Source organism: Exiguobacterium sp. s143 (assembly GCF_018618895.1).
GTDB lineage: Bacteria > Bacillota > Bacilli > Exiguobacteriales > Exiguobacteriaceae > Exiguobacterium_A > Exiguobacterium_A abrahamii.
In genome coordinates, this window is sequence record NZ_JACSMX010000005.1 from 60,521 (window position 1) to 83,401 (window position 22,881).

Consider the following 22,881-nt stretch of genomic DNA (forward strand, 5'->3'; position numbering starts at 1 on the left):
CCGTTGCAGATGCTTTTCATATATCAATCGTATTATCGCTTTTGATACTTCACTTTCGTATGCGCTTGGGCCTGCTTGTGGATTTTTTTCCACTTTTCTTTCTCCGCCGCCTGCAACGCCACGTTTTGCTTGCGTTCCGCATAGGCGATTTCTCGTTTTAGCTTGACGAAGCTGTTCCAGCGCTCAGCAGTTAGTGTGCCATCTTCTAAAGCTATCCGAACGGCACATCCCGGTTCCTTATCATGTTCACAGTCTCGGAAACGACAGTTTTCAGCAAGCTCCTCAATATCGGAAAACGTCGACGATAAACCGTCACTGCCATCCCATAAGGCCAATTCTCGCATCCCCGGTGTATCAACAAGCAATAGACCGTTCGATAGTCGTTTCAGTTCGCGATGTGTCGTCGTGTGACGTCCGCGTTCATCGTCTTCTCGTACGCCACCCGTCTCCATTAACTGTTCTCCAGCTAAAGCATTGACGAGCGTCGACTTCCCGACGCCGGACGACCCAACTAACACGATTGTCTGCTTGATTTGTAACTGTTCACGCAACTCCTCTAATCCGTCACCAGTTAAAGAATCAACGGCAAGGATTGGTGTTCCGAACGCGATCGCTTCGACAGCCTGCAGTTCCGTTTCAATCGACGGCATCAGACTTTTTTTCGTCAGGACGATGATTGGTGTCACCCCTGCATCCCAAGCAACCGTTAAATAACGTTCCAGTCGACGGACGTTGAAGTCATGTCCAAAAGCCATGACGAGCAAGGCAACGTCGACATTCGCGCAGATGATTTGTTCCTCAGTCTCCGTTCCTGCCGCTTTTCGGGAAAATTGAGAAGATCGTGGTAAGACACGTTCGATTCGTCCTTTGCCTGGCTCTCGCTCTGTTTGGATGATCCAGTCACCAACCGCTGGCAATTCAGCTTTCGTTCCCGATTGAAAACGCAATTTACCAGACAGTTCGCTCAGCGATTCTCCTGTTTCCGTCATGACGCGATAATGTGTTTGATAGACGGCTGTAATCCGTCCTAATCGTTCTGTTCCTGTCATTTCGTAGACAGGTGGTGTACCCCATTCGTTCAAATGGTTTCCTCCTCTGATTTAAGGGAGGGAAACCCCTCCCTGGTTTCCGACACATGTTACTTGGTTTACGTTGATTGTTGCACTCATCAACATCACTCCTCTCGATTCGATTCCCTTATAGAGTATCACATGAATCATTGGTGCTGATAGCGCTTCCCTTAAAGTCAGACCTTCTCTCCGCCTTAAGCCCGAGAGCAAATACGGTCCAAAGAGTGTCGTAGGAATAGAAGGACTCCCGTATCATAAAGGTATCAACACAAGGGAGGCTTCCTCATGAAGCAATCGAAAGGAAAACAACTGGTGATGATTCTCGCCGGACTGGCGTTACTTGCCGTCGTCATCGGAACATTACCGCATATGATCGGACTTGGTTTAGGGGCGTTACTCGCGTTCTATTCGATCAGTAAGTTCATGCAGTCGAACAAATGGCCAGCGAAACTCGGCTTCGGATTCCTAGCAGCCATCGGAATCGGACTTGCCCTCTCGAACATCTGGGCAGTCATCGGAATCGCAGCAGCCATCGCATTGTACGTCGGTTACATGCGTATGAAACTACAACGTGTCAATGTTCAAGATCTCTTCAACCGTCGCCGTACATCAACGACACATTTCGAAGCAGACTGGAAAGACCTAGACGAAAAACGTTTCTAATCAAAATGTGTGACCCGATATCATTCGCCACTTCCAAGGAGGAATTTTTTCATGAAAAACGTATTTGATCAACTCAACGATTTTGCGACACAAATGATGACAGAAGTCAAAAAAGCAGCCGAACAGGGTGAAGTACCTGCTAAAAAGCTCGTTCGTCATATTCGATCTACAGAAGCTGATCTAAAAGAGATTGATCGACTTCTCGAGCGTCAACGGACATTACTGCAAGAATTAACGCATAAACAAGAAGAAGCGAAGGATTTAGCAGATAAACGCTTCAAGCAAGTCGAAATCGCAAACGAAGCCGGTGAACAACAACTGGCTGAGCGCGCAGCCATCGAATCGAAGCATTATGGGGAGCAATACCGCTTCTTCGAAGAACTCGTCGCTGAGACGAAACGCGAGCTGAATGAATTGGAACGTGAAGCCCTCGAGTTGAAGTTGAAGCTCGAAGATCTACAAAACAAACGGTACGAATGGATGATGCGCGAAAACGTCTCGAACTTAAAAAACAAGATGAACCAGGTGCTAGATCGCGAACCAAATGCTACTATAAAAGAAGAAGCACATCCGTTCACGGCGGAAGAGCCTGAAGCAAAACAACCAGCCGTTGATGAAGATGATATCGATGCGCGTATCGCTGAACTCGAACGCCGCATTCACCAATAAGCAATTAATGATGAAGGAGGCGTATGCCTCCCTTTGTCATGTTAGAAAGGAGATTGATCGTGCGACGATTAAGTACGAAACAACTGGTCGGTTACGTATCGATCCTGTTCGCCCTCGGTCTGTTCTATGACCTATTGTCTGGTGCAGGAAATGTATTGTTTGGTGTCTTATTTCCGTTCCTGCTGTATTATGTCGGGATTCATTTCCGACGACGTAATCATGAAAAATTAGCAATCCTCTTTTACATCGTCGGTACGATCATTCTTGCTGGCGTCGTCCTTAGTTCGGCTGCCATCGGTTTTGTCATTGCTGGTATCTTGCTCTATCTTGGGATCATTCTCGTGACACGACATTCTGTCCGCGAATTTTTATTTTCACGGATTGCTCCGCATCAATATGAAGAGGAAGGGATCAAGATTCAACCCGCTTACTCCTTCTCGACTCAAGCCGATGCACCGTACGTCTTACAGGATTTGAGCGAACAGTTCATCGTCAAGGATTTAGAAATCGATTTGACGCACGCCTATGTTCCAGAAGGCGAGACCTTGATCGTCGTCAGTGGTGTCGTCGGGGACGTCCGAATTCTTTTACCGTCCGGCTACGACTATACACTCGACACGTCAATCGGCTTCGGAAGCGTCAAGACGGACATCCGCCGGATTCCGACCTTCTTCAATCGACGCATTCAATTCCGGGCACCGGAATACGGTGAAGCGACGCGGAAGGTTCGCATTCATGTCATGCTCGGTATTGGCAACGTGGAGGTGTCTTCGATATGAAGCGTGATCAATTCCCGCTTGGTGTCATTGCACTCCAAGTCATGACGGGCTTTTTGACTGCCGTCATGACGACGTTGTTATTCTTAAGTACACGACAAGTCGATTGGCATGTCCTATTCGTCCGTCAACAAGATTTCCCTGTCCTTCTACTCGTCATCGGACTCTCGTTATTACTACCGCTTGCCATTGGTAGCATGCATTACTTTTTCTTGCGACGTGACTTCAAACGTGTCACGACTGCCATCATTGAACTCGAGCAAGGAAAAGATGTGACGATCGTTCCGGGTCCCTACTTTCATACGCTGACGCGCTTGTCGCGGATTGGAAAACGTATCGACGAACAAGTCGAGACCGTCCAAAAAATCAGTACACGTCCGCAACATGTTGAACAAGTAAGAGTTCAAGCCGTCACGGAGGAACGAAAGCGACTCGCACGTGATTTACACGACTCCGTTTCGCAACAGCTCTATGCCATCTCCATGATGACGACAGCAGCTAAACAGACGATTCTGTCTCAACCTGAAGCTGCAGCCAAACAGATCGAGATGGTCGAGACGATGGCGCAAACGGCGCAGTCTGAAATGCGCTCCCTCTTACTTCAGCTTCGCCCTGTCGAACTCGAAGGGATGACGTTACAACAAGGACTTTCGCAACTGCTCGAAGAATTATCTAGAAAGCAGTCCACACAATTGAGTTGGAAGTTAGAAGAGATGTCACTTCCACGACAAATTGAAAACGAGTTGTTCCGAATCGTTCAAGAAGGATTGACGAATGCATTACGTCACGCGAAAGCGTCTCATATGGATATCGAACTCCGACAATTCAACGAAACGATCATTTTAAGCATGAATGATGATGGTGTTGGATTCGTCGTTGATGAAAAAAAACTTGCCTCTTATGGCATTAATTCGATGCGGGAACGGACGGCTGAGATGGGCGGAACGATTCGTCTCGTCAGTGTTCCGGGACAAGGAACCCAAATCGAAGTCAAACTTAGAAAAGATCGGATGGTGCAAGTATGATACGCGTATTATTAGTAGATGATCACGAGATGGTCCGGGCCGGTGTGTCTGCTTTCCTTTCCACACAACCAGACATCGAGGTCGTCGCCGAAGCGTCGGATGGTCAAGCAGGAGCCTTGCTTGCGCTTGAACACCGACCGGATGTCATCTTGATGGATTTAGTAATGGAACCAGTCGATGGTGTCGAAGGAACGCGACTGATCCGCAAAGACTGGCCGGAAGCAAAGATTCTCGTCGTGACGAGTTTTCTTGATGATGAGAAAGTTTATCCTGTCATTGAAGCTGGTGCGATGAGTTATGTCTTAAAAACGGCTAGCGCCTTTGACATCGCAGAAGCGATTCGCAAGACGGCAAACGGTCAATCCGTCATGGCAGCACAAGTGACTGGTAAAATGATGGAACGTCTTCGTCGTCCTACGACACACTTACATGATGATTTGACGGAACGTGAGCAGGAAGTTCTTCAATTGATGGCTCGTGGTATGGCGAACCAAGAAATCGCAGACGAATTATTCATTTCCTTAAAAACCGTTAAGACACACGTCTCGAACATCTTATCGAAACTCGATGTCGTAGACCGTACACAAGCTGTCGTCTATGCCTTCAAGCATAATCTCGTCAAATAAGATTTAGCCCTTCATTACTTATTCCTTAAGCTCACGCAAATAAGGGGCTGACTCAAAAGTCAGTCTCTACAAAGATAAGGGAGGTAGATTGATGATCTGCCTCCCTTACCTCGTAATAAAAAGAATGACGCGTCACACGCAACTCCTACAGGAAAAAACGCTTTTATGCGTTGTCAGAGACGAACAAGACCCGCTTTCCCGCTTAAATGAAGCAGGAAAACTGGCTTGTGTCTCGCCTGAGGAAAGGGCGTGTACAGACGCGTCATTCTTTTTTTGAAGCCCCTTATTGCCTTACCAGAGTCTCCATCCGGGAGCTCCTGGAGGGGCATTTTCAATCATATGCCAAATCGGCACCGTGTACGCAAACGCAATCAAAGCGAACGTCACGAAAATCCATAGCTTCCAATTTTCAAAGAAGAGTGGCGTTGCCATCGCCTCTTCTTCCGTTTCAGCAATCGGAAATTCTTCCGTTCCTTTTGGCGCTCGGAATGCAAGTTGGAACATCGCATAGAGGAATAGCAGAATCGAGATGAATAAAATCGTTCCGCCGATCGCCATTGCGACATGATATGGAATCCAATCAGCGACGATGGAATCCTTGAAGTAGGTGGCTGGTCCCGTCCGTCGTGGATTACCGAGTAATCCTGAGATGTGCATCGCAGTCGACATGAAGAGCATTCCGATCGTCCAGGCAGCCGTTTGAATAAGTCCAAGACGATTCATTGCTGCTGTTAACGTTCGACCACGTAAGAGCGGGACAAGCCAGTAGGCTGTTCCGAAGAACGTCAGTGCGACGGCGGCACCGACCGTGATATGAAAGTGTCCCGTGACCCACAATGTGTTGTGAACGATGATGTTCAGCTGATGCGATGCATTAATGACACCACCTGCACCTGCTGGAATGAAGAATAACATCCCGATGAACGGTGCAAGGAAACGGACGTCGCGATATGGCATTTTCTTCACCCAACCAAATATGCCAGTTGCTCCCTTCCGGCGACCTGCTAGCTCAAAAGTCGCAAACATCGAGAAGGCAGTCATCAATGATGGAATGATGACGAGGAATGTCAAGACGACTTGGACATACTTCCAAAATGCAGAAATCCCCGGCTCTAACAATTGATGGTGAAAACCAACAGGGAATGAAAAGAGTAGGAATAACAAGAACGACATGCGTGCTAACGCGTCAGAAAAAATCTTCCCACCAACGATTTTCGGAATGACCGTATACCAAACGATATAAGCAGGTAATAACCAAAAATAGACGAGTGGATGACCAAAGTACCAAAATAGCGTCCGAGATAGTTCGATCCCGACCTTATCCGTCCAACCAAGAGATAAAGGAAGGAGTTGAAAGAGAATCGTTGCCGCTACGCCGAGTGTCGCAACCACCCATAACAAGGCAGTCATAATGCTCATGTACGCTTGAAGCGGTGGATGAACACCAGGGTGTTCCCGCTTATAATCAGCATACATTCGGAACATGGCACCAGACGCGATCCACGTTCCGACGACGAAGATGACGAGTCCGATATAAAATACAGGATGTGCCTTGAGTGGTGCATAGAACGTATAGAGGACGGAAGCTTCACCTGCAAGCACCATCCACGTGACGAGGACGACACCAAGAATCATGAACCAGAACCCGACCCATCCGAGACGTCGCGGAAACTCTTCGAAGCGTCCGAACGATTGACCTAAAAATGAGAACAATAATCCGAAAATGAATAACGTCGTAAAGACGATTGCAAGCATCAATCCGTGAGCAGTCAGAAGCTCATAGTATCCGATTCCAGCGATTTCTGGAATGGCACCTGTCCGTACCATTGTTTGTAGTAATCCACATAGACCACCGATCAATAAGGCGACAAGTGAAAAACTAACATGTGCAAAGGCCAGTTTCGCTTCCTTGACTCCGATGACGGTAGCGGGTAGACCACGCTCCATCTCGAACTGTCTTAGTTTATTTGATATAGCATTCATCTTATTCCACCACCTTGATTTTCGTTGCCATCATATGATGGGCATTACCACAATATTCATTACAGACGACGAGATATTCGCCTGCTTCCTTGAACGTATACTCAATCGAATTAATATGTCCGGGAACGACCATCATGTTGACGTTCGTCTTAACGATTTCAAATCCATGAACGACGTCCTTCGATGTCACGAGAAAATCGACTGTCGCCCCTTTAGGTATGACCATATCTTTTGGTGTAAACTGAAAAGCTTGTGAAACGATGACCGCTTCGTATCGGTCATCATCAATCTTTTTTAGTCCTGGTTTATCAAACGGTTTCGTCTGATCGACTTTTGTCGGATCAATCAATGTCGCATCGGATGGTGGTTGATTGCCCGATGCAAAAGCGGATACACCGATGATGGTCAAGAAGACCGCTAGCATCGCTACTCCGAAGATCAGCCAAATTTTTTCTAAACGATGAATGTGCATCGTGATTCCCCCTTAACGTGATATGAACAATAGAAAGATTGAACTCCACATCCCGATGATGACACCTGCTACGATCAGGACGGCAACGAATGTTCCTTTTAGGTTCGATTCTGTCTTTTGACTCATCGTGATTACTCCTTTCCTACTCTGAACTTGTCTTTATTGTAAGAATTCAGCAAGTCTGGAAACTGTGATAAATATCACTTTAAATATGAAAATTCCGCACTTTTCATTTCGAAAACACACAGAAAATTCACATCTAAGCGAGCTTAGAAAAAACTTCTATACACAAAAATAACGCGAGACAGGAAAGTCCTGTTTCGCGTCGGGATGATTCGTACATCTTATTAAATTCGACAAACACCTGCTGGACATCCTTCACAATGACACAGATCCCGTAGATATTGCGGATCGTGAATGATGATTTCTTTTGCAGTCATCGAAATGACCCCTTCTTTTTTCCACTGAGAAAACATACGATTAACTGTCTCACGTGGTGCACCAATCAATTGACCAAACTCACCGTCGGATGGTCGCTTCGCAAGACGATACGTTTCTCCCACTTGTTCCCCTTCCATCGCAATCAAGCGAAGTAACGTCGAAGCTAATGCCCCTGGTTTTCCAAACAGTAGTAAGTCACGTAATTTCGTTTCCGTTTGCTTCCGCATTAATGCTTGCCATCGCATGATCTCAAGCGCAAAGGCACCGTCTTTTTTCATAAGCTCTTCTAATTGGTTTTTCGATAAGAATCCGATGATGCTATCTTCCATCGTTTCAATACTGTAGGAACTCGGAAAAGCTTCTCCTACATCAAATTCGCCAAACAAATCTCCTTTGAAATATAAAAACATGAGTAATGGACTGCCTTTTTTCGTCAACTTCGATAGTTTGACGCCTCCTTGTTTCACATAAAACAACTTATCGTTCATTTCCCCTTCCCAACAGACAATGGAATCCTTTTTGAACGTCGTTTCTGTCATGAAGCTCTCAAGCAACGTTCGCGTTTCGGGTGATAAGACGAACGTATTGGCTTCAGTCGTTCCACAAGTTAGCATATCCATTTCTCCTCTCCTCTTCTTCTGCTTTTAGTATAGAACATCACAGTCGAAAAGAATGGATTTTCAAAAGATTGTCAAACTTTGTTCAACATTTCACATTATTATTTTTAAAATGACCTGACGACTCTTTTAAGAATACAAAAGGAATCGTCAGGAGTGATGTCATGGATTTATATCATAGTAATGATGAACAATTCGATTGACTGCTTGACCCGGCGTCTGATCATACCAGTTCTGTTGGAACTTCTGCATGTGTTGACGACATTCTTCAAGTATCACATCAGACGTGATCCACTCCATCAACTGCTCCATCCGTTCTGTCTGGCGGACAGGTAGCGGTTTCGGATACTGATCCACGAGCCCTGGTAGTTGTCGGTATGTGTCGATATCCGGTGTATACAAGAACGCCGGAATGTTGAGGAGACAGCTTTCAAATGGAATGGAAGAATAATCAGTTACGAGCACATCTGTGATTAGCAAGTAATCATTGATCTGATACGTATCGTCCAAAAGATGGATATGGCTAGAACGATAGGTAGAAAGAGACCGAATCGTTGGATGTAATTTAACGAGAATCGTCCATCCCGCTTGAGCAAGTTGTTCGAACTGTTGAATCGTATGATCTTCTGTTCCTTTGTATTCCCGGTATGTCGGTGCATACAATAAGATCCGACGATCAGTCTTTACATATTGTTTTCTTAATTCCAGTGTTTTCTGCTTTCGTTGCTTCTCATCAAACCAATAGTCCGTTCGTGGCATGCCGAATGGTTTAAAGTGAGACCGTTTTAAGTCGTGTGGTGCCATGAACTGTGTCGCACAGCGCATCCCTGGTACGATGAAATCACCATATTCTTGATAAACTCGTCGAAAACGATTTCTTACTCGTTCTGATACGAACAGACTTTTGGAAGAGGTCAGTCCAAACTGCTTTAATGTTCCTGCCGCATGCCATAGCTGGATACGTCGTGTTCCTCGTCGCGTTGTTGCGACACTGAATTCTGCGACATAATTATCGACGAAGACCGTCCGGGAGGTCGCAAGCAAATACGCCAATCGGACGAATCGTAAACGACGAAAGCGAAGAGTCCGATCTGACTTCCACAGATCCGGCTGCTTCATGAAATGATGATCATATACCAGATACCGTTTCTCACTTGGCAATTCCTGCGCTAAGCGATCATTAACAGGTTTTGCGTTATCACCATACGTCATCCAAAACAAAGTGACTGGTCGAAGCGGTAGCCATCGAAAGACACCATAACAAATACGAAACAACAATAAATAGACCCATACGATACCTTCTCTAACCACTTTCATCCTGCCCTTCTACGAAGAAAGACCGCACGTCGATCGTGTGGTCTCCTCTTCAATCACTTCGAAGCTAATTCCGTTTTAATCTGGCTTGTAGAGATGCCTTCAGTCCGACTGAGGTAAACGACTTCACAGTGCTCCTTCAAGAAGTCGAACTCGCCTTTCCAGTCGTCACCCATGACGAAGAGATCAACATCATGTTTTTTCACATCTTCTACTTTTTGATCCCAGCTGTTTTCTGGAATAACTTCATCCACATAACGGATGGCTTCAAGGATCATCTTCCGATTCTCAAAGTTATGGTAAGACTGTTTATGTTTTAAACGATTGAATTCGTCTGTCGAAATCGCGACGATGAGGTAATCGCCCATCTCTTTGGCACGTTTTAAGATGTTGATATGACCCCAGTGCAATAAATCAAATGTTCCGTACGTAATAACCTTCTTCATGATTTTGCTCTCCCTTTTATCCGTAAATTCTCTTTATGATCGTCTTCATCGCCCGTTCTGAAGCCTGCCCATCATCCCATTGACAATACGTCTCTTGGAACGCTCGGAATGCTGACGCATACCGTGTGTGCCAATCATCCAACTGATTCAATTCTTCAAATAGTGCTGTCTCAGTGGATAATAATGGTCCCGGTGCCCCCTGTTCAAAATCGAAGTAAAATCCGCGCAACTGATCGCGATAATGTTCTAAGTCATACGTATAGAATAAAATCGGACGCGATAAATGCGCAAAATCAAACATGACAGAAGAATAATCCGTGATCAAAGCGTCTGACGCCATATAGAGCTCCGCGATATCCGGGTAGTCCGATGCATTTCGAACGGATGGATAAGCAGTGACGTCGAGACGACTTCCGACTAAATAGTGCATTCGAATAAGCAGGACATATTCATCCCCGAATCGCTTTTCAAATTCCTCTAACGAAAAGGGCAGCTCAAATGAATATTTCCCTTGACCTTCGAACGCATTATCTCGCCAAGTAGGTGCATACAGCAAGACTTTTTTCGAAGAATCAATCTCATAGTGGCGATAAACCGTTTCTTTGATTTTAGCATGCCGTGCCTCTTGATAAAATATATCATTTCGAGGGTATCCAATTTCTAGCATCTCACCTTCAAAAGCAAATGCCCGCCGAAAGATTGAACTAGAGTAGGCATTCGGGGAAATTAAACCGGACCATTTTGCAGTCTCTTGCTTAAATCCTTGCTTGTACCGCTCCGTCGTCGTATTCGCCATTTGGACATCATCCATATCAAGCGCAAGCTTTTTGAGCGGTGTGCCGTGCCATGTCTGGAGATAATACGTTTTTTTCGGTTTGATCAACCAACCCGGTAACCGACTGTTTGATACCCAGACCCGTGACGTCGCGAGCAAATAAATCCAGCGAAACGTCAACCGATCTACCGTCTTGACGTCTCGTGGAAACGTAACACCTCGTTGTTTACTAAAAATCAACTCACATTCCGGATGCATCGTACGCATCAATTCGTAGATGGCACGCGGACTGTCACTATATTGCTTTCCGAGAAAACTCTCGAAAAGGACTCGATTTGATTTTTGTGGCAACCACGTAAAGACTTTCATGATGGTTCGCAGACTGCGTTCAATCAAGCCTGTTCGTTTCATCCACTGTTTTACTTGATCTTTCAAGTGAAGAGCTCCTTCTTAAGTCAATTAATCACAGCTCATCATAACAAAAAGCGCATCCATTTGGAATTGCTATTTGTTCGCATGTAGCGGAAAGGTAAATCGAACGCCGTCGTGTTTTTGACGATTCCTTTACGATGGCTGAACGTCTCGAAACTATACTTGCCATGATATCCACCCATACCACTCGCCCCGACTCCACCAAATGGTAGATGATGCTGTGCGACGTGCATCAATGTGTCATTGACACATCCACCACCGAATGAAATCCGTTCAAGGATACGATGTTCGACGGCTTTGTTCTCTGTGAACAGATAAAGTGCAAGCGGTTTGTCACGATCATTGACGAACGCGATGACCTCTTCGATTTCACGGTAGGTCAACACCGGCAGGATCGGTCCGAAGATTTCGTCTTGCATCAATGGAGCATCCACCGCTACATTCGTCATGACGGTCGGCGCCATCTTACGCGTTTCCGGATCGACTTGTCCACCGAATTCGATCGTCCCTTGCGACAAGTAACTGCTGAGGCGATTCAGATGATCGTCCGATACGATTTTGACGTAGGATGAGACGCCGACGCCATTCCCGTACTGTTTGAAGGCTTCTTCTTCAATCAACTGCAAGAAACGTTCTTTAACGTCCTCATGAATCAATACGTAATCCGGGGCGATACATGTCTGTCCGGCATTCAGCCATTTTCCCCATGCGATCCGCTTCGCTGCTAGACGAAGATCCGCATCCTTGTGAACGATTGTCGGTGATTTCCCACCCAGTTCAAGTGTGACCGGTGTCAAATGCTTCGCTGCAGCTTGATGCACGATTTTTCCGACGCGTGTGGAACCCGTAAAGAAGATATAATCAAAACGTTCGTTTAATAAAGCGCTACTGACTTCAGCATCTCCTTCTATGACGATTCCGAATCGTTCATGGAATGCCGTTTCAAAAACTTCTCGTAATACACGAGAGACGTTCGGTGTCAGCTCGGATGGTTTAAGGACGACCGTATTCCCCGCTGCAATCGCACCAATGACCGGAGCAAGTGCCAGCTGGAAAGGATAGTTCCATGGCGCGATGACAAGAACGTTGCCATAGGGTTCGTACTGGATTTCACTTTTTGAGCCGATATGCAGAAGCGGTGTTGCGACACGCTTTGGACGTGCTAGTCGACGGAGTTGTCGCTCCATCCGTTGAATCTCTCCATAAACGAAACCGATTTCCGTCGTAAAAGCATCATGCTGTCCTTTATTGAGATCTTGTTTTAATGCCTCATAGATCGCTGCTTCATGCGTTTCAATCGCTTGGCGTAAGAACGTCAGCATGCTTAAGCGAAAAGCTAGACTACGTGTTGCACCTGTTTGGAAAAAGTGACGCTGTGTCTCAAGGCGCTCTGAAAGCACTGTCTCTGTCATCGTTGTCTCCATCCGAGAATCTCCCCTTTAACTGATCTATAACACTGCCTTTATCTTACCATATCTCTTTTCGACTATGAAAAAAGACGGAGAGGCTTCTCCGTCTTGCTTCTTATAATTGAATCGCTGTTTCAAGCGCGACTTTCATCATATCGTTGAATGTCGTCTGGCGCTCTTCCGATGTTGTTTCTTCACCTGTCAACAGATGATCTGAAATCGTCAGGATCGTCAGTGCGTTTACTTTATGTTTTGCTGCAAGTGTGTAAAGACCTGCCGCTTCCATCTCGATTGCGAGACATCCGAAATCCGCCCATTTTTTGAAGTGATGGAAATCATCTTGATAGAACTGATCCGTCGTGAAGATTTGACCGACTTTTGCATCGATACCTTGTTCTTTAGCTGCTGTATATGCTTTATGCAGCAGATCAAAAGAGGCTGTCGGTGCGTAGTCTAGTCCATTAAAACGGACACGGTTCTGTGCCATGTCATGCGAAGCACTCATCGCGATGACGACGTCACGAACTTTAACGTCTGGCGTGATCCCACCGGCAGTTCCGACACGGATCAAGTTCTTCGCACCGTATGACTGAACGAGTTCGTTCGCATAGATCGACATCGATGGTACACCCATACCTGTTCCTTGAACCGAAACTTTTTTCCCTTTATAAGTACCTGTGAAGCCATACATGCCTCGAACTTCGTTATAAAGGACGACGTCCTCTAAAAACGTCTCAGCGATGTATTTAGCACGTAACGGATCTCCTGGGAGTAAGACCGTTTCGGCGATTTGTCCTTCAGCTGCATTAATGTGTACACTCATGTACGATTCCTCCTCGATAGTCGTTTAAATCGACAACAATTCACGAAACTCATTCGGTGTCATACCGAATTGTTTTTTGAACACTTTCCGAAAATACTTATCGTCCTGATATCCGACTTCAAGTGCGATTTCGTAAATGCGCGCGTCCGTCTCACTCAATAATTCCTTCGCCCGATTCAAGCGAATCGTTTGGATGTAATCAGATAAGTTAACGGAAAAACGCTGTTTGAAGCGTCGTGATATATACTCTCGGCTCAAGTAAAACCGTTCGCTCATGAATTGCAGTGTCAATTCTTCCGCATAATGCGTTTCGATGTATTTGGCGATTTGATCAATCGCTTCTCCTGATTCCACTACCGGATGGATACATTCCATCGCGCGGGACAAGGCATCATTGAGTACATCTGGATCAACCGGCTTCAATAAATAATCAAAGGATTGATGCAAAATGGCACGTCGCATATACGTATAATCATCATACCCTGTCAGCACGATCGTGACGACCTTTGGATGATGATTTTTTGTCCATTCTAGTAATGTTAATCCGTCGAGTCCAGGCATTTCGACATCTGTCAGCATTAAATCAATCGTTCCGGTATCCAGTAATCGTTTCGCTTCTTCCCCATGTTCCGCCTCGTAAATATGTGAGACCTGCCAACTGTCCCATTCTCCGAGCAATTTGACCGCTTCCCGTACATGTCGTTCATCGTCTACGATCAACACGTTCATGCCAAGTCCCCCTTCTCATATGGAATTCGAATCACGATTTTGAATCCTCCCTCTACCGCTGAAGAAGAGAGCGTCATATTTGCTTGCTCCCCGTAAAAAATCAAGAGTCGTTCATAAATATTATGGAGACCAATGCCGCTCGTCTCGAGATCTTCTGGGCTACGATGCATGCGCATTTTTCGATCAATCGCTTCAAGTCGTCCTGTTTCAAGAATGGCGCCGCTATTCTCGATTTGAATGATGAGACGTCCACCATCCGTCCGTACTTTGTAGGCGAGATAGTTTTCCGTCGCTGCTAATTGCTGTCGAAAGCCGTGTTTAAAGTAATTTTCAGCGAACGGTTGCAAGATCATCTTCGGTACTTCAATGTCATTGAGATGCCACGGGACGTCAACAATATAACGGAACCGTTCCGGAAAACGTTGCTGTTGCAAACGAATATACGCTTGAAGATGATCGACTTCTTGTTTTAGGGTTACGATCGTCTGCTCATTATTCATCGAGTAGCGCATCATTTGTGATAATCCGGTGATTGAGCGGTACGCGATCTTCCGGTCTCCTTGTAACGTCGTCGTTCCGATCGATTGTAAGGCATTGAATAAGAAGTGCGGATTGAGCTGAGATTGTAATGCACGTAGCTCATTCGTCCGGTTTTCAAGTGCCAGTCGATACTCCCGTTTGATTAAACGATCAATCCGTTGAATCATGCGTTGGAACTGACGGTTGAGTAATCCAATCTCGTCATTCGTCGTCGCAACGAATGGTGCTGATAAATCCCCTTGTTCGACTCGCCAGACGTTTGCTGTCAACTGTTTGATTGGTTTCGTGATCTGCATTGCAACGAGACTTGCAGCAATGATCATGACGAACAGTGAGACGAGACCGATCAAAACAAGAATCAATGCCGTTTCGTTCGCCCCTTGGATGACTGACGCATACGGAATCCGTTTGACGAGTATGAGTGGAACGCCATTCGTCATCGTCTTTGAGTAGACAATGAACGATTTTCCGACACGTAAACTCCCACTCTGCCCAGTGAATTGATCGACCGGTAGTTCCATCTCTGCTCCAGTCTGTGCCAATACACGCTGTTCTGTCATCAACCATAACGACTCTTCCGGATCATTCTCGAACAGTTTCAATTGTTGTTCGAATACACGGACTGGAATATCCACTGAAAGGAAGCCGAGTGGCTCATCTGTTTCGACACGATCGATGCGATAACGAAAACTAACGACTTGTTTCTCATCAAGAATCATCGTGTGCACATTGTATGGTTCAATCGTGTGCGCTCCGTCAATCAACCAGCCACTTTTTTGTTTCATCAATCGAAAATAATCCGTTTCTTGCATCCAATCAAACGTTCCCCGACTCGTCGTTTTCATGTTGTAGACCGAATACTCCGAATAACCATTTAAGATGACGAAATGTAACTGCTCGATATCCTGACGTGATAAAAACAGACCTAACATCGCCCGCGAAACGACTCCATCAGATTCGTCTAATTCCTGATCTGCTCCGACGCGCATGATGTTCATCAACGAACGATTCGCATACAGACTTGTCGAGAGACGGCGGATATCCTCTATGTAATGGGTCACCTGTGTATTTCCTCGCGTCAACACGTTCAGGCTAGAGCGTTCTGCCTGTTCAATGTTTTGGTGCCGTACATACAAGTAGGAGATCGATGTCGCGAGGGCTGTCGGAATCAAGATCGCTAGGACGACGAGACGAATCAAACGTGTCCGGATACTTTTCATGAAAGGCGCCCCCATCCTTTTTCTTGTAATCAATCGTATCATAACCTTGAATCCGCTTACATCATTTCCTGATATTCTCTTTCATGATTCCTATAAAAAATTCTTTTTTGTTTCGACTTGATTCCGAATGAATTTTACTATAATATCATCAATGTTCGTTTTTTAATCAATTTGTTATGAAGGTGGTCCTTTTACCCATGTTTAAACTTGCCGCACATCAAACAACCGTAAAACGTGAAATCCAAGCTGGATTCGTGACGTTCATTACGATGGCATATATTCTGCTCGTCAATCCGACGATTTTAGCAGATGCCGGTATCCCCCAAGCCCAAGCATTTTCTGCGACGATCATCGCGACATTGATCGGTACGCTCCTGATGGGGCTTTATGCGAATCTACCAATCGCAGTCGCACCCGGAATGGGACTCAATGCGTATTTTACTTATACACTTGTCGTTGGTGAGAAGATTCCATATCAGACAGCACTCTCAGTTGTCTTCGTTGCTGGTGTCATTTTCTTATTGTTATCACTCTCACCAATCCGTACGAAGCTGATTGAAATCATTCCGATGACATTAAAGCTTGCGATCACAGGTGGAATCGGTCTTTTCATTGCTTCACTCGGTCTCAAGATGTCAGGAATTCTCATCGCTAGTGAAGATACACTCGTCACGATTGGCGCATTGACGTCACCAGAAGCATTGATCACACTCATCGGACTATTAGTTGCAGCCATCTTGACGATCAAACGTGTACCAGGTGCTATTTTATATGCCATGATCCTCTCTGGATTGATTGCATTCCTGACAGGTGAATTGAAGTTTTCCGATTCCTTCGTTGCGTTACCGACTTTACCAGAAGGATTGATCATCACGAATCCGTTCAACGCCATTCAAGACGTGTTCCAATACGGTCTGTTCAGCGGTGTCCTCTCCTTCGTTCTCGTGACGATGTTTGATACGACAGGTACGATGGTCGCTGTCGGAGAACAGGCTGGATTGATTGAAGAAGATGGATCATTGAAAAACAGCGAACGTGCCCTATTATCTGATTCGACTGCGATGGTCGCTGGTTCATTGTTCGGAACAAGTCCCACAACCGCTTACGTAGAATCTGCAGCGGGTGTCGCTGCTGGTGGACGGACTGGACTCACATCCGTGACGGTCGGGATTCTATTCGCATTATCTGCCGTCTTTGGACCGTTCGTTCAATCGATTTCGAGCGTCCCTGCGATTACTGCGCCAGCATTGATTTTAGTCGGTGCCTTCATGATTCAAAATATCAAACAGATTCCATGGGATGATTTCAGCGAAGCTTTCACGGCTTTCCTCGTCATCTTGATCATGCCATTATCCGGTAGCATCGCAACCGGTATCGCATTCGGTTTCATCGTCTATCCAATCATGAAAGCTATCCAAAAAGAGCGTGTCCATCCACTCATCTATGTGTTCGCGCTTCTCTTCTTCATCCAATTATTCTTCTTATCATAAGAAAACATGCCTGTTCCGTCAGTTAATCGGAACAGGCATGTTTTTTTGAATCACTTCTTATTTTTTCATTTTATCCCATGTTTTCGTGAAGTCCTGCAGCATCTCGTCAGCTGTTTTTTGCTTACCAACATATGCTTGCATGATCGCTCCGAACTCGTTTACAGCACCATCCGGATACTTGAACCAGTTCCATGAGATCGTTTTTCCGTCTTTCGAGTACGCTTGAATATCATCTGCAAGCGGTCCTAGATCCTTCGCTTCGATTGATTTGAAGGCAGGGATGAATTTAAATTTATTGACCATGTAGTCTTTTCCTGTGTCAGACATCGCCATCCACTCGAGGAATTTTTTCGCTTCTGCTTTGTTCTTCGAGTTCTTATTGACGACCCAGTTGTTTGGTACGCCAACAGGAAGACGGTCCATTTTTTCTTTATCATCATTGATCGGCATCGGGATGAAGCCCATGTTGATGTCCGGATTGACGTCCGTAATCAATTGTTGTGCCCAGTTCCCTTGTTGAAGCATCGCTGTCTTACCTTCAGCAAATTGGGAAACTTGTGTGTTGTAATCCGTCGTTAACGGATTTTTATTACCGTACTCAATCGTTAAATCAAATAGATTCATGAAATCCTTGAACTGTTTGTTATCTTCGAACTTTCCTTTTCCAGAATTCAAGTCTGCGATGAACTGATCTGGATCATCCTGCTGTGCGACCGGAATGTTCAACAGGTGATTACCGAGAATCCACCACTCCCCGTACCCAATCGAGAATGGCGTCACCCCGTCTGCCTTTAGCTTCTTTGAAGCTTCCGTCAATTCAGTTAATGTTTTCGGAAGTTCCGTGATACCAGCTTTTTTGAAGATATCTTTATTGTAGATAAAGCCATACCCCTCAAGGTTCATTGGCATACCATACAATTTACCATCAATCGTCATTGGCTCTTTTGATAGATCCGTTAGATCGCCGACCCACTTTTCATCTGACAAATCTTCTAACTTATCCTGCCATGTCTTTGCTTCCGTAAAGCCACCGTTGTTAAAGACATCTGGTTCATTACCTGAAGCGAACTGTGATTTCAGAGCCGCGCCATAGTCCGATCCACCACCGACTGTTTGCACGACGACTTTCGTTCCGGTTTCTTTTTCATACGCTTTTGCCATCTTTTCCATGTCTTTTGCGATTTCAGCCTTGAATTGGAATACGTTGAGCGTCTTACCGTCTTTTGAACCACTATCTTTCGAGTCATCGCTATTCAATGTACCGCCACCACATGCTGCCAAAGCGACGACCATCGCCGTCGTGACGACAGGTAATGCTGCCCATCTTCTTTTACGCATTCGGATTCCCTCCCTGATTTCGTTTCATTTCGTGCTACATCTTCACAATAAATGAAAACGCTTGCAATGAAGAGAGAGAAAGTTGTCCGGTGTGGTGGAAAATATTGAACAATCGTTATCCGAGTCTTTTCATCGGAATTGTTGTATCATGAAACTAGAGATTCTTTTATGAATAGGAGTTTGATGCCATGTCCTTGCAACTCACGATTTTATTGATTGGTATATTGCTGTTTGCTGCCGTCTGGACGACGAAGTTATCAAGTCGTCTGAATATTCCTGCTCTACTGATTTTTATCGCCCTTGGTATGATTGCTGGAAGCGACATTACGGGGTTCATTCGTTTTGACGATGCAGAACTGGCTCAGCTTCTTGGAACCGTCGCCCTCATCATCATCTTATTCGAGGGTGGTCTGCAAACGGTTTGGAAGGAAGTGCGTCATGAATTAGCCCCTTCCCTCTCGCTTGCGACGTTCGGGGTCTTCATCGCTACATCCATCGTTGCCGTTGCTTCCCATTATATTCTGGGCTTCAGTTGGGCGAATGCTTTTTTACTCGGGGCAATCGTTGGTTCGACGGATGCCGCTGCTATCTTTTCTGTCTTGAGTGGTCAGCCGATTCGACGGAAAGTCGGATCAACACTCGAAGTTGAGTCCGGTACGAATGACCCGATGGCCGTCTTTTTGACTGTCTTGTTCCTTGAGTTCGTGACAAACCCTGAAGAAGCATCGCTCTTATCGGGACTTGGATCACTCGTTTGGGAAATGGCGATGGGACTTCTGATTGGTTTGTTCATCGGATGGGCAGCTTCGACCTTGATCAATCGGATCGATTTGTCCTCTTCTAGCTTTTATCCGATCATGCTCATGTCGTTTGCTTTCCTGTCTTTCGGTTTAGCTGATACGTTCCATGCCAGTGGATTTTTAGCCGTTTATGTCACAGCGATCTACATCAGTAATCATGAACTCGTCTACCGACAGACACTCGTCCGTTTTACGATGAGTATGGCGCATCTTGCCCAAATCGGAATGTTCATCGTGCTCGGTCTACTCGTCTTTCCGAAACAATTGCTCGATGTCCAGGTCATCCTGTCTTCCATTGCGTTGGCGCTGATCTTAATTTTCATCGCTCGTCCTTTGTCAGTCTGGGTGAGTCTTCTTCCGTTTCGTTATTCGTGGCAAGAGAAGGTTTTCATTTCTTTTGCTGGTCTAAAAGGAGCGGTACCGATCATTCTCGCGACATATCCTCTCGTTGCGGATATCGAGAATGCATCGATGATCTTCAATATCGTGTTTTTCACAGTCTTATTATCAACGCTAATTCAAGGAAGTATGTTGACGTTCCTTTCCGAGCGGTTACGACTGAACGAAACACAGACTACTGCTATCCATACCGTCATTGAATTCATGTCAATCGGTAAACCGAATGCGGAAATCATTGAATTGACGTTACCGATGTCCCATCCATTCATTGGAACGACGATCTCAGAGATTGATTTGCCTCAGGAATTTTTGATCACGGCCATCATCCGTGATGATCAAATCATTACACCACGTGGGGACACTGCCCTAGAAGGCAATGATCAGCTACTACTCCTTACCCCAAAACATCGGATCAAGACACTGAAGCGATTCCTGTTTCCTCCCGCTTGATCTGTTCATGAAGCAACGCAGTGGATCCTGAAGATCCACTGCGTTGTTTTTTTACATATTCATGAATCTTGTTGTTTCGTTTGTGTGTCTTGCTTCTGTTCTTTACGCTTCGCTTTAGCACGACGGTAGAGAACGTATCCACCAAGAATCACGACGATTCCACCTAAGATCCACCATAACTCCTGTTCTAATCCTTTTAGCATGGATTCAGCACGTTCTACTCCGAATCGTTCACCGACCCAGATGTAAAAGAAGGAAACCGGAAAAAGTCCAATACTTGAAGCGAGTAAATAGCGTTTGAACGAAAGACCAAACAAACCACACGGAATCGAGACGACCGAGCGCACGACGGGGAAAAAGCGGCCGAACAAAGCAGACCATGTTCCGTATTTCCCGACGATGCGCTCCCCTTGCTCAATTTCTTTTTCTTTAATCAGTAACCATTTGCCGTACCGGATAAGTATCGGACGACCTGCATAACGACCTAGAAGATAAAAGACCGTCGCGCCCATCAGACTTCCTAAAAAACCGACCAGAACAGCAGCTGTCCAGCTGACCGTTCCGTTCGACACATATAGACCGAGCAACGGTAAGCCCACTTCTGCCGGAATCAATTCTGTTCCAAGACCAACGATCATAATTCCTAAAAACAGCCAGAGATTGGATTCTCCGGCTGAAAACAACCATTCCAACATACGAGTAACCCTCCGTTCATCCTCTCGCTGGACGGAGGAGATAATAAATGATGACGACTAACGTCGTCCAGACGCCTGTGAAGATTCCGATAATCCCGACAATGAAGAAACCGAGTGCAACGATTGAGCCTGTCTGTTTATAATCCCGCCACATCGTCCGTAATCCTTTAATGTTGAACCAAAGGAATACGAGGAATAATACAGGGATGAGTAATCCTACGATCAATAAAGAAGACATGTCTTCACCTCTTTCTTATTTATTGTTATCCCCATTCTATCAGGAATCGACACGTCTTTCCTCCGCCTGAGGTCTTACGAACCTAAAAAAAGAACACGCTTCTGAATCGAAGCATGCCCTTTGCTTTATAAAACATCCTGTTTTGACGCTTTCTTACTATATAATATATGTCAGAGCAAGTGGATGCCTTCCGCTTGGAGACTTTTACGCGTCTCTTCTGACCAGACAGAAGCTTGGACTTCACCGATGTGACGTTTTTTCAATAAGAACATCGCCATACGGGATTGACCGATTCCTCCACCCATCGTTAACGGTAGACGCTCTTCGAGCACACCTTGATGGAACGGGAACGCCAATTTATCCTCTTCTTGAGCAATCGCTGTCTGTTTTAAAAGTGCTTCACGATCAACGCGAATTCCCATTGAAGACAATTCGAATGCTCCGATTTCTGGGTGGTGTACTAAAATGTCACCGTTGAGTGTCCAGTCATCGTAGTCAGCCGCTCGACCATCGTGCTTCTCACCTGAAGCCAGTGCGCCACCGATTTGCATGAGGAAAACTGCGCCATATGCTTTCGTGACTTCTGTTTCACGTTCTTTCGTCGAAAGTGTCGGATAGGCATCCTCTAGCTCTTGCGTCGTCATGAAATGAATCGTTTCCGGTAAGATCGCTGAAATGCCGTATTCCGCTTCCACTTCTTGCTCAACTTGACGAATCGTTGCATAGATCGCTTGTACCGTTTCTTGTAAATAAGCACTCGTCCGTTGTTCTTTCGTAATGATACGTTCCCAATCCCACTGATCGACGTGAATAGAGTGTGTCGCATCCAGCATCTCATCGCGACGAATCGCATGCATCAACGTGTATAAGCCTTCTCCTGCTTCAAATCCATACGTATGAAGCGCTTGACGCTTCCATTTTGCAAGAGATTGTACGATTTCAAGGTCTGCTGTGTGGTCCAAGGCATCGAAGCGAATGATGCGCTCTACGCCGTTGAGATGATCGTTGACACCGAGTGTGCTTTCTACGAACAATGGTGCTTCGACACGTGTCAATCCGAGTGTCGTCGAAAAGCGTTCTTCAAAGCGTTTCTTTACGAGTGTGATAGCTTCCTGTGTGTGTTTCATCGATACGAGTGTTGTCATGGTGGTGTTCCTCCTCAATTGTGTTTTGAAAAAGAAGCCATAAAAAAGAGCCCTTCTTTCCCAAGAATATGGGACGAAAGACTCGGTTCCGCGGTACCACCCATGTTAGCAACGATGTTGCTCACTCAAAAGACGAATCACTTCATCTTCGGCCATATGATAACGGACAGGCAACTCCGGCTACGCCTACTGACATTCGGGTTCGGGTAGCGACTCCGGGAGGTTCTTCGCATCTTGCTTCCGACTGGGCTCTCACCATCCCCAGCTCGCTATACGGTCGTACAAGGTGTTACTCT

At 45.7% G+C, this 22,881-nt stretch carries 23 protein-coding genes and 1 other annotated feature (1 of these 24 running past the window's edge); of the genes, 7 read left to right on the plus strand and 16 right to left on the minus strand.

Annotated elements, in window-relative coordinates:
* Positions 1-32: 32 nt before the first annotated feature.
* The gene (gene rsgA, locus KNQ03_RS14410; protein WP_167507601.1) at positions 33-1,049 is read right to left on the minus strand and encodes a ribosome small subunit-dependent GTPase A; all 1,017 of its coding nucleotides are present in this window, start codon (positions 1,047-1,049) and stop codon (positions 33-35) included.
* Positions 1,050-1,355: 306 nt separating this feature from the next.
* Here rsgA and KNQ03_RS14415 point away from each other — a divergent pair, with 306 nt between their 5' ends.
* Genes KNQ03_RS14415 through KNQ03_RS14435 form a run of 5 tightly spaced genes read left to right on the plus strand, consistent with a single transcriptional unit; the run spans position 1,356 to position 4,829 of the window.
* Positions 1,356-1,733 carry a lmo0954 family membrane protein gene (locus tag KNQ03_RS14415; RefSeq protein ID WP_023467260.1) on the plus strand — a complete coding sequence of 126 codons (378 nt, stop codon included), beginning with the start codon at positions 1,356-1,358 and terminating at the stop codon, positions 1,731-1,733.
* 51 nt (positions 1,734-1,784) lie between these two features.
* Positions 1,785-2,402 (plus strand): PspA/IM30 family protein, encoded by a 618-nt coding sequence (locus KNQ03_RS14420; protein ID WP_029340865.1) that lies wholly within the window; start codon positions 1,785-1,787, stop codon positions 2,400-2,402.
* Between the two features lie 59 nt (positions 2,403-2,461).
* Positions 2,462-3,181 (plus strand): cell wall-active antibiotics response protein LiaF, encoded by a 720-nt coding sequence (liaF, locus tag KNQ03_RS14425; RefSeq protein WP_029340864.1) that lies wholly within the window; start codon positions 2,462-2,464, stop codon positions 3,179-3,181.
* Positions 3,178-4,203, plus strand: coding sequence for a sensor histidine kinase (locus KNQ03_RS14430; RefSeq protein WP_034785901.1), 1,026 nt, complete (start codon positions 3,178-3,180; stop codon positions 4,201-4,203). Before liaF ends, KNQ03_RS14430 begins: the two co-directional genes overlap by 4 nt.
* Entirely contained in the window at positions 4,200-4,829 is a 630-nt protein-coding gene (locus KNQ03_RS14435) for a response regulator (RefSeq protein ID WP_023467256.1), read from the plus strand. The genes KNQ03_RS14430 and KNQ03_RS14435 overlap by 4 nt, the downstream gene beginning before the upstream one ends.
* Before the next feature lie 291 nt (positions 4,830-5,120).
* Here KNQ03_RS14435 and KNQ03_RS14440 read toward each other — a convergent pair whose 3' ends face one another.
* The 11 genes from KNQ03_RS14440 to KNQ03_RS14490 form a co-directional block, all read right to left on the minus strand.
* On the minus strand, positions 5,121-6,812 hold the full coding sequence (locus tag KNQ03_RS14440) for a b(o/a)3-type cytochrome-c oxidase subunit 1 (protein WP_023467255.1): 1,692 nt from the start codon (positions 6,810-6,812) through the stop codon (positions 5,121-5,123).
* Position 6,813: 1 nt separating this feature from the next.
* Positions 6,814-7,284: a cytochrome c oxidase subunit II gene (locus tag KNQ03_RS14445; protein WP_050678241.1), complete on the minus strand. Its 471-nt coding sequence runs from the start codon at positions 7,282-7,284 to the stop codon at positions 6,814-6,816.
* A gap of 12 nt (positions 7,285-7,296) precedes the next feature.
* Complete coding sequence (locus tag KNQ03_RS14450; protein ID WP_023467253.1) at positions 7,297-7,410, minus strand: hypothetical protein; 114 nt, start codon at positions 7,408-7,410, stop codon at positions 7,297-7,299.
* 221 nt (positions 7,411-7,631) lie between these two features.
* Positions 7,632-8,345, minus strand: a complete 714-nt coding sequence (locus tag KNQ03_RS14455; protein WP_231884726.1) for a Crp/Fnr family transcriptional regulator — start codon at positions 8,343-8,345, stop codon at positions 7,632-7,634.
* Between the two features lie 159 nt (positions 8,346-8,504).
* On the minus strand, positions 8,505-9,659 hold the full coding sequence (locus KNQ03_RS14460) for a CDP-glycerol glycerophosphotransferase family protein (protein ID WP_149426862.1): 1,155 nt from the start codon (positions 9,657-9,659) through the stop codon (positions 8,505-8,507).
* Positions 9,660-9,712: 53 nt separating this feature from the next.
* Positions 9,713-10,102: a glycerol-3-phosphate cytidylyltransferase gene (tagD, locus tag KNQ03_RS14465; protein ID WP_050678243.1), complete on the minus strand. Its 390-nt coding sequence runs from the start codon at positions 10,100-10,102 to the stop codon at positions 9,713-9,715.
* 16 nt (positions 10,103-10,118) lie between these two features.
* Positions 10,119-11,288 (minus strand): CDP-glycerol glycerophosphotransferase family protein, encoded by a 1,170-nt coding sequence (locus KNQ03_RS14470; RefSeq protein WP_214725383.1) that lies wholly within the window; start codon positions 11,286-11,288, stop codon positions 10,119-10,121.
* A gap of 62 nt (positions 11,289-11,350) precedes the next feature.
* On the minus strand, positions 11,351-12,733 hold the full coding sequence (locus KNQ03_RS14475; RefSeq protein ID WP_149426861.1) for an aldehyde dehydrogenase: 1,383 nt from the start codon (positions 12,731-12,733) through the stop codon (positions 11,351-11,353).
* 100 nt (positions 12,734-12,833) lie between these two features.
* Positions 12,834-13,541 carry a purine-nucleoside phosphorylase gene (gene deoD, locus KNQ03_RS14480; RefSeq protein ID WP_023467244.1) on the minus strand — a complete coding sequence of 236 codons (708 nt, stop codon included), beginning with the start codon at positions 13,539-13,541 and terminating at the stop codon, positions 12,834-12,836.
* 24 nt (positions 13,542-13,565) lie between these two features.
* The gene (locus tag KNQ03_RS14485; protein WP_149426860.1) at positions 13,566-14,270 is read right to left on the minus strand and encodes a response regulator transcription factor; all 705 of its coding nucleotides are present in this window, start codon (positions 14,268-14,270) and stop codon (positions 13,566-13,568) included.
* Positions 14,267-16,030 (minus strand): sensor histidine kinase, encoded by a 1,764-nt coding sequence (locus KNQ03_RS14490; RefSeq protein ID WP_214725290.1) that lies wholly within the window; start codon positions 16,028-16,030, stop codon positions 14,267-14,269. Before KNQ03_RS14490 ends, KNQ03_RS14485 begins: the two co-directional genes overlap by 4 nt.
* A gap of 197 nt (positions 16,031-16,227) precedes the next feature.
* Here KNQ03_RS14490 and KNQ03_RS14495 point away from each other — a divergent pair, with 197 nt between their 5' ends.
* On the plus strand, positions 16,228-17,520 hold the full coding sequence (locus KNQ03_RS14495; protein WP_149426858.1) for an NCS2 family permease: 1,293 nt from the start codon (positions 16,228-16,230) through the stop codon (positions 17,518-17,520).
* A 57-nt stretch (positions 17,521-17,577) separates the two neighbouring features.
* Here KNQ03_RS14495 and KNQ03_RS14500 read toward each other — a convergent pair whose 3' ends face one another.
* Entirely contained in the window at positions 17,578-18,858 is a 1,281-nt protein-coding gene (locus KNQ03_RS14500; protein WP_029340853.1) for an ABC transporter substrate-binding protein, read from the minus strand.
* Between the two features lie 188 nt (positions 18,859-19,046).
* Here KNQ03_RS14500 and KNQ03_RS14505 point away from each other — a divergent pair, with 188 nt between their 5' ends.
* Positions 19,047-20,507 carry a potassium/proton antiporter gene (locus KNQ03_RS14505; protein WP_058703667.1) on the plus strand — a complete coding sequence of 487 codons (1,461 nt, stop codon included), beginning with the start codon at positions 19,047-19,049 and terminating at the stop codon, positions 20,505-20,507.
* Positions 20,508-20,566: 59 nt separating this feature from the next.
* Here KNQ03_RS14505 and KNQ03_RS14510 read toward each other — a convergent pair whose 3' ends face one another.
* The 3 genes from KNQ03_RS14510 to asnA all read right to left on the minus strand — a co-directional run bounded on the left by KNQ03_RS14510 (position 20,567) and on the right by asnA (position 22,585).
* Positions 20,567-21,202, minus strand: a complete 636-nt coding sequence (locus tag KNQ03_RS14510) for a DedA family protein (RefSeq protein WP_149426856.1) — start codon at positions 21,200-21,202, stop codon at positions 20,567-20,569.
* Positions 21,203-21,218: 16 nt separating this feature from the next.
* A complete protein-coding gene (locus tag KNQ03_RS14515) occupies positions 21,219-21,440 on the minus strand; it encodes a hypothetical protein (protein ID WP_058703665.1) in 222 nt (73 codons plus the stop codon).
* Between the two features lie 170 nt (positions 21,441-21,610).
* On the minus strand, positions 21,611-22,585 hold the full coding sequence (asnA, locus tag KNQ03_RS14520) for an aspartate--ammonia ligase (protein ID WP_035398809.1): 975 nt from the start codon (positions 22,583-22,585) through the stop codon (positions 21,611-21,613).
* Positions 22,586-22,651: 66 nt separating this feature from the next.
* Positions 22,652-22,881 (minus strand) — a binding site (T-box leader); it runs 18 nt beyond the window's last position.

What these genes read in the sequence shown, in the direction of transcription:
- KNQ03_RS14455 (WP_231884726.1), bottom strand. Translation starts at nt 8,345, where the DNA reads ATGGATATGCTAACTTGTGGAACGACTGAAGCCAATACGTTCGTCTTA.
- rsgA (WP_167507601.1), bottom strand. Translation starts at nt 1,049, where the DNA reads ATGACAGGAACAGAACGATTAGGACGGATTACAGCCGTCTATCAAACA.
- asnA (WP_035398809.1), bottom strand. Translation starts at nt 22,585, where the DNA reads ATGACAACACTCGTATCGATGAAACACACACAGGAAGCTATCACACTC.
- KNQ03_RS14430 (WP_034785901.1), top strand. Translation starts at nt 3,178, where the DNA reads ATGAAGCGTGATCAATTCCCGCTTGGTGTCATTGCACTCCAAGTCATG.
- deoD (WP_023467244.1), bottom strand. Translation starts at nt 13,541, where the DNA reads ATGAGTGTACACATTAATGCAGCTGAAGGACAAATCGCCGAAACGGTC.
- KNQ03_RS14440 (WP_023467255.1), bottom strand. Translation starts at nt 6,812, where the DNA reads ATGAATGCTATATCAAATAAACTAAGACAGTTCGAGATGGAGCGTGGT.
- KNQ03_RS14470 (WP_214725383.1), bottom strand. Translation starts at nt 11,288, where the DNA reads ATGAAACGAACAGGCTTGATTGAACGCAGTCTGCGAACCATCATGAAA.
- KNQ03_RS14505 (WP_058703667.1), top strand. Translation starts at nt 19,047, where the DNA reads ATGTCCTTGCAACTCACGATTTTATTGATTGGTATATTGCTGTTTGCT.
- KNQ03_RS14510 (WP_149426856.1), bottom strand. Translation starts at nt 21,202, where the DNA reads ATGTTGGAATGGTTGTTTTCAGCCGGAGAATCCAATCTCTGGCTGTTT.
- tagD (WP_050678243.1), bottom strand. Translation starts at nt 10,102, where the DNA reads ATGAAGAAGGTTATTACGTACGGAACATTTGATTTATTGCACTGGGGT.
- KNQ03_RS14415 (WP_023467260.1), top strand. Translation starts at nt 1,356, where the DNA reads ATGAAGCAATCGAAAGGAAAACAACTGGTGATGATTCTCGCCGGACTG.
- KNQ03_RS14485 (WP_149426860.1), bottom strand. Translation starts at nt 14,270, where the DNA reads ATGAACGTGTTGATCGTAGACGATGAACGACATGTACGGGAAGCGGTC.
- KNQ03_RS14450 (WP_023467253.1), bottom strand. Translation starts at nt 7,410, where the DNA reads ATGAGTCAAAAGACAGAATCGAACCTAAAAGGAACATTCGTTGCCGTC.
- KNQ03_RS14435 (WP_023467256.1), top strand. Translation starts at nt 4,200, where the DNA reads ATGATACGCGTATTATTAGTAGATGATCACGAGATGGTCCGGGCCGGT.
- KNQ03_RS14515 (WP_058703665.1), bottom strand. Translation starts at nt 21,440, where the DNA reads ATGTCTTCTTTATTGATCGTAGGATTACTCATCCCTGTATTATTCCTC.
- KNQ03_RS14495 (WP_149426858.1), top strand. Translation starts at nt 16,228, where the DNA reads ATGTTTAAACTTGCCGCACATCAAACAACCGTAAAACGTGAAATCCAA.
- KNQ03_RS14420 (WP_029340865.1), top strand. Translation starts at nt 1,785, where the DNA reads ATGAAAAACGTATTTGATCAACTCAACGATTTTGCGACACAAATGATG.
- KNQ03_RS14445 (WP_050678241.1), bottom strand. Translation starts at nt 7,284, where the DNA reads ATGCACATTCATCGTTTAGAAAAAATTTGGCTGATCTTCGGAGTAGCG.
- KNQ03_RS14460 (WP_149426862.1), bottom strand. Translation starts at nt 9,659, where the DNA reads ATGAAAGTGGTTAGAGAAGGTATCGTATGGGTCTATTTATTGTTGTTT.
- KNQ03_RS14490 (WP_214725290.1), bottom strand. Translation starts at nt 16,030, where the DNA reads ATGAAAAGTATCCGGACACGTTTGATTCGTCTCGTCGTCCTAGCGATC.
- KNQ03_RS14475 (WP_149426861.1), bottom strand. Translation starts at nt 12,733, where the DNA reads ATGGAGACAACGATGACAGAGACAGTGCTTTCAGAGCGCCTTGAGACA.
- KNQ03_RS14500 (WP_029340853.1), bottom strand. Translation starts at nt 18,858, where the DNA reads ATGCGTAAAAGAAGATGGGCAGCATTACCTGTCGTCACGACGGCGATG.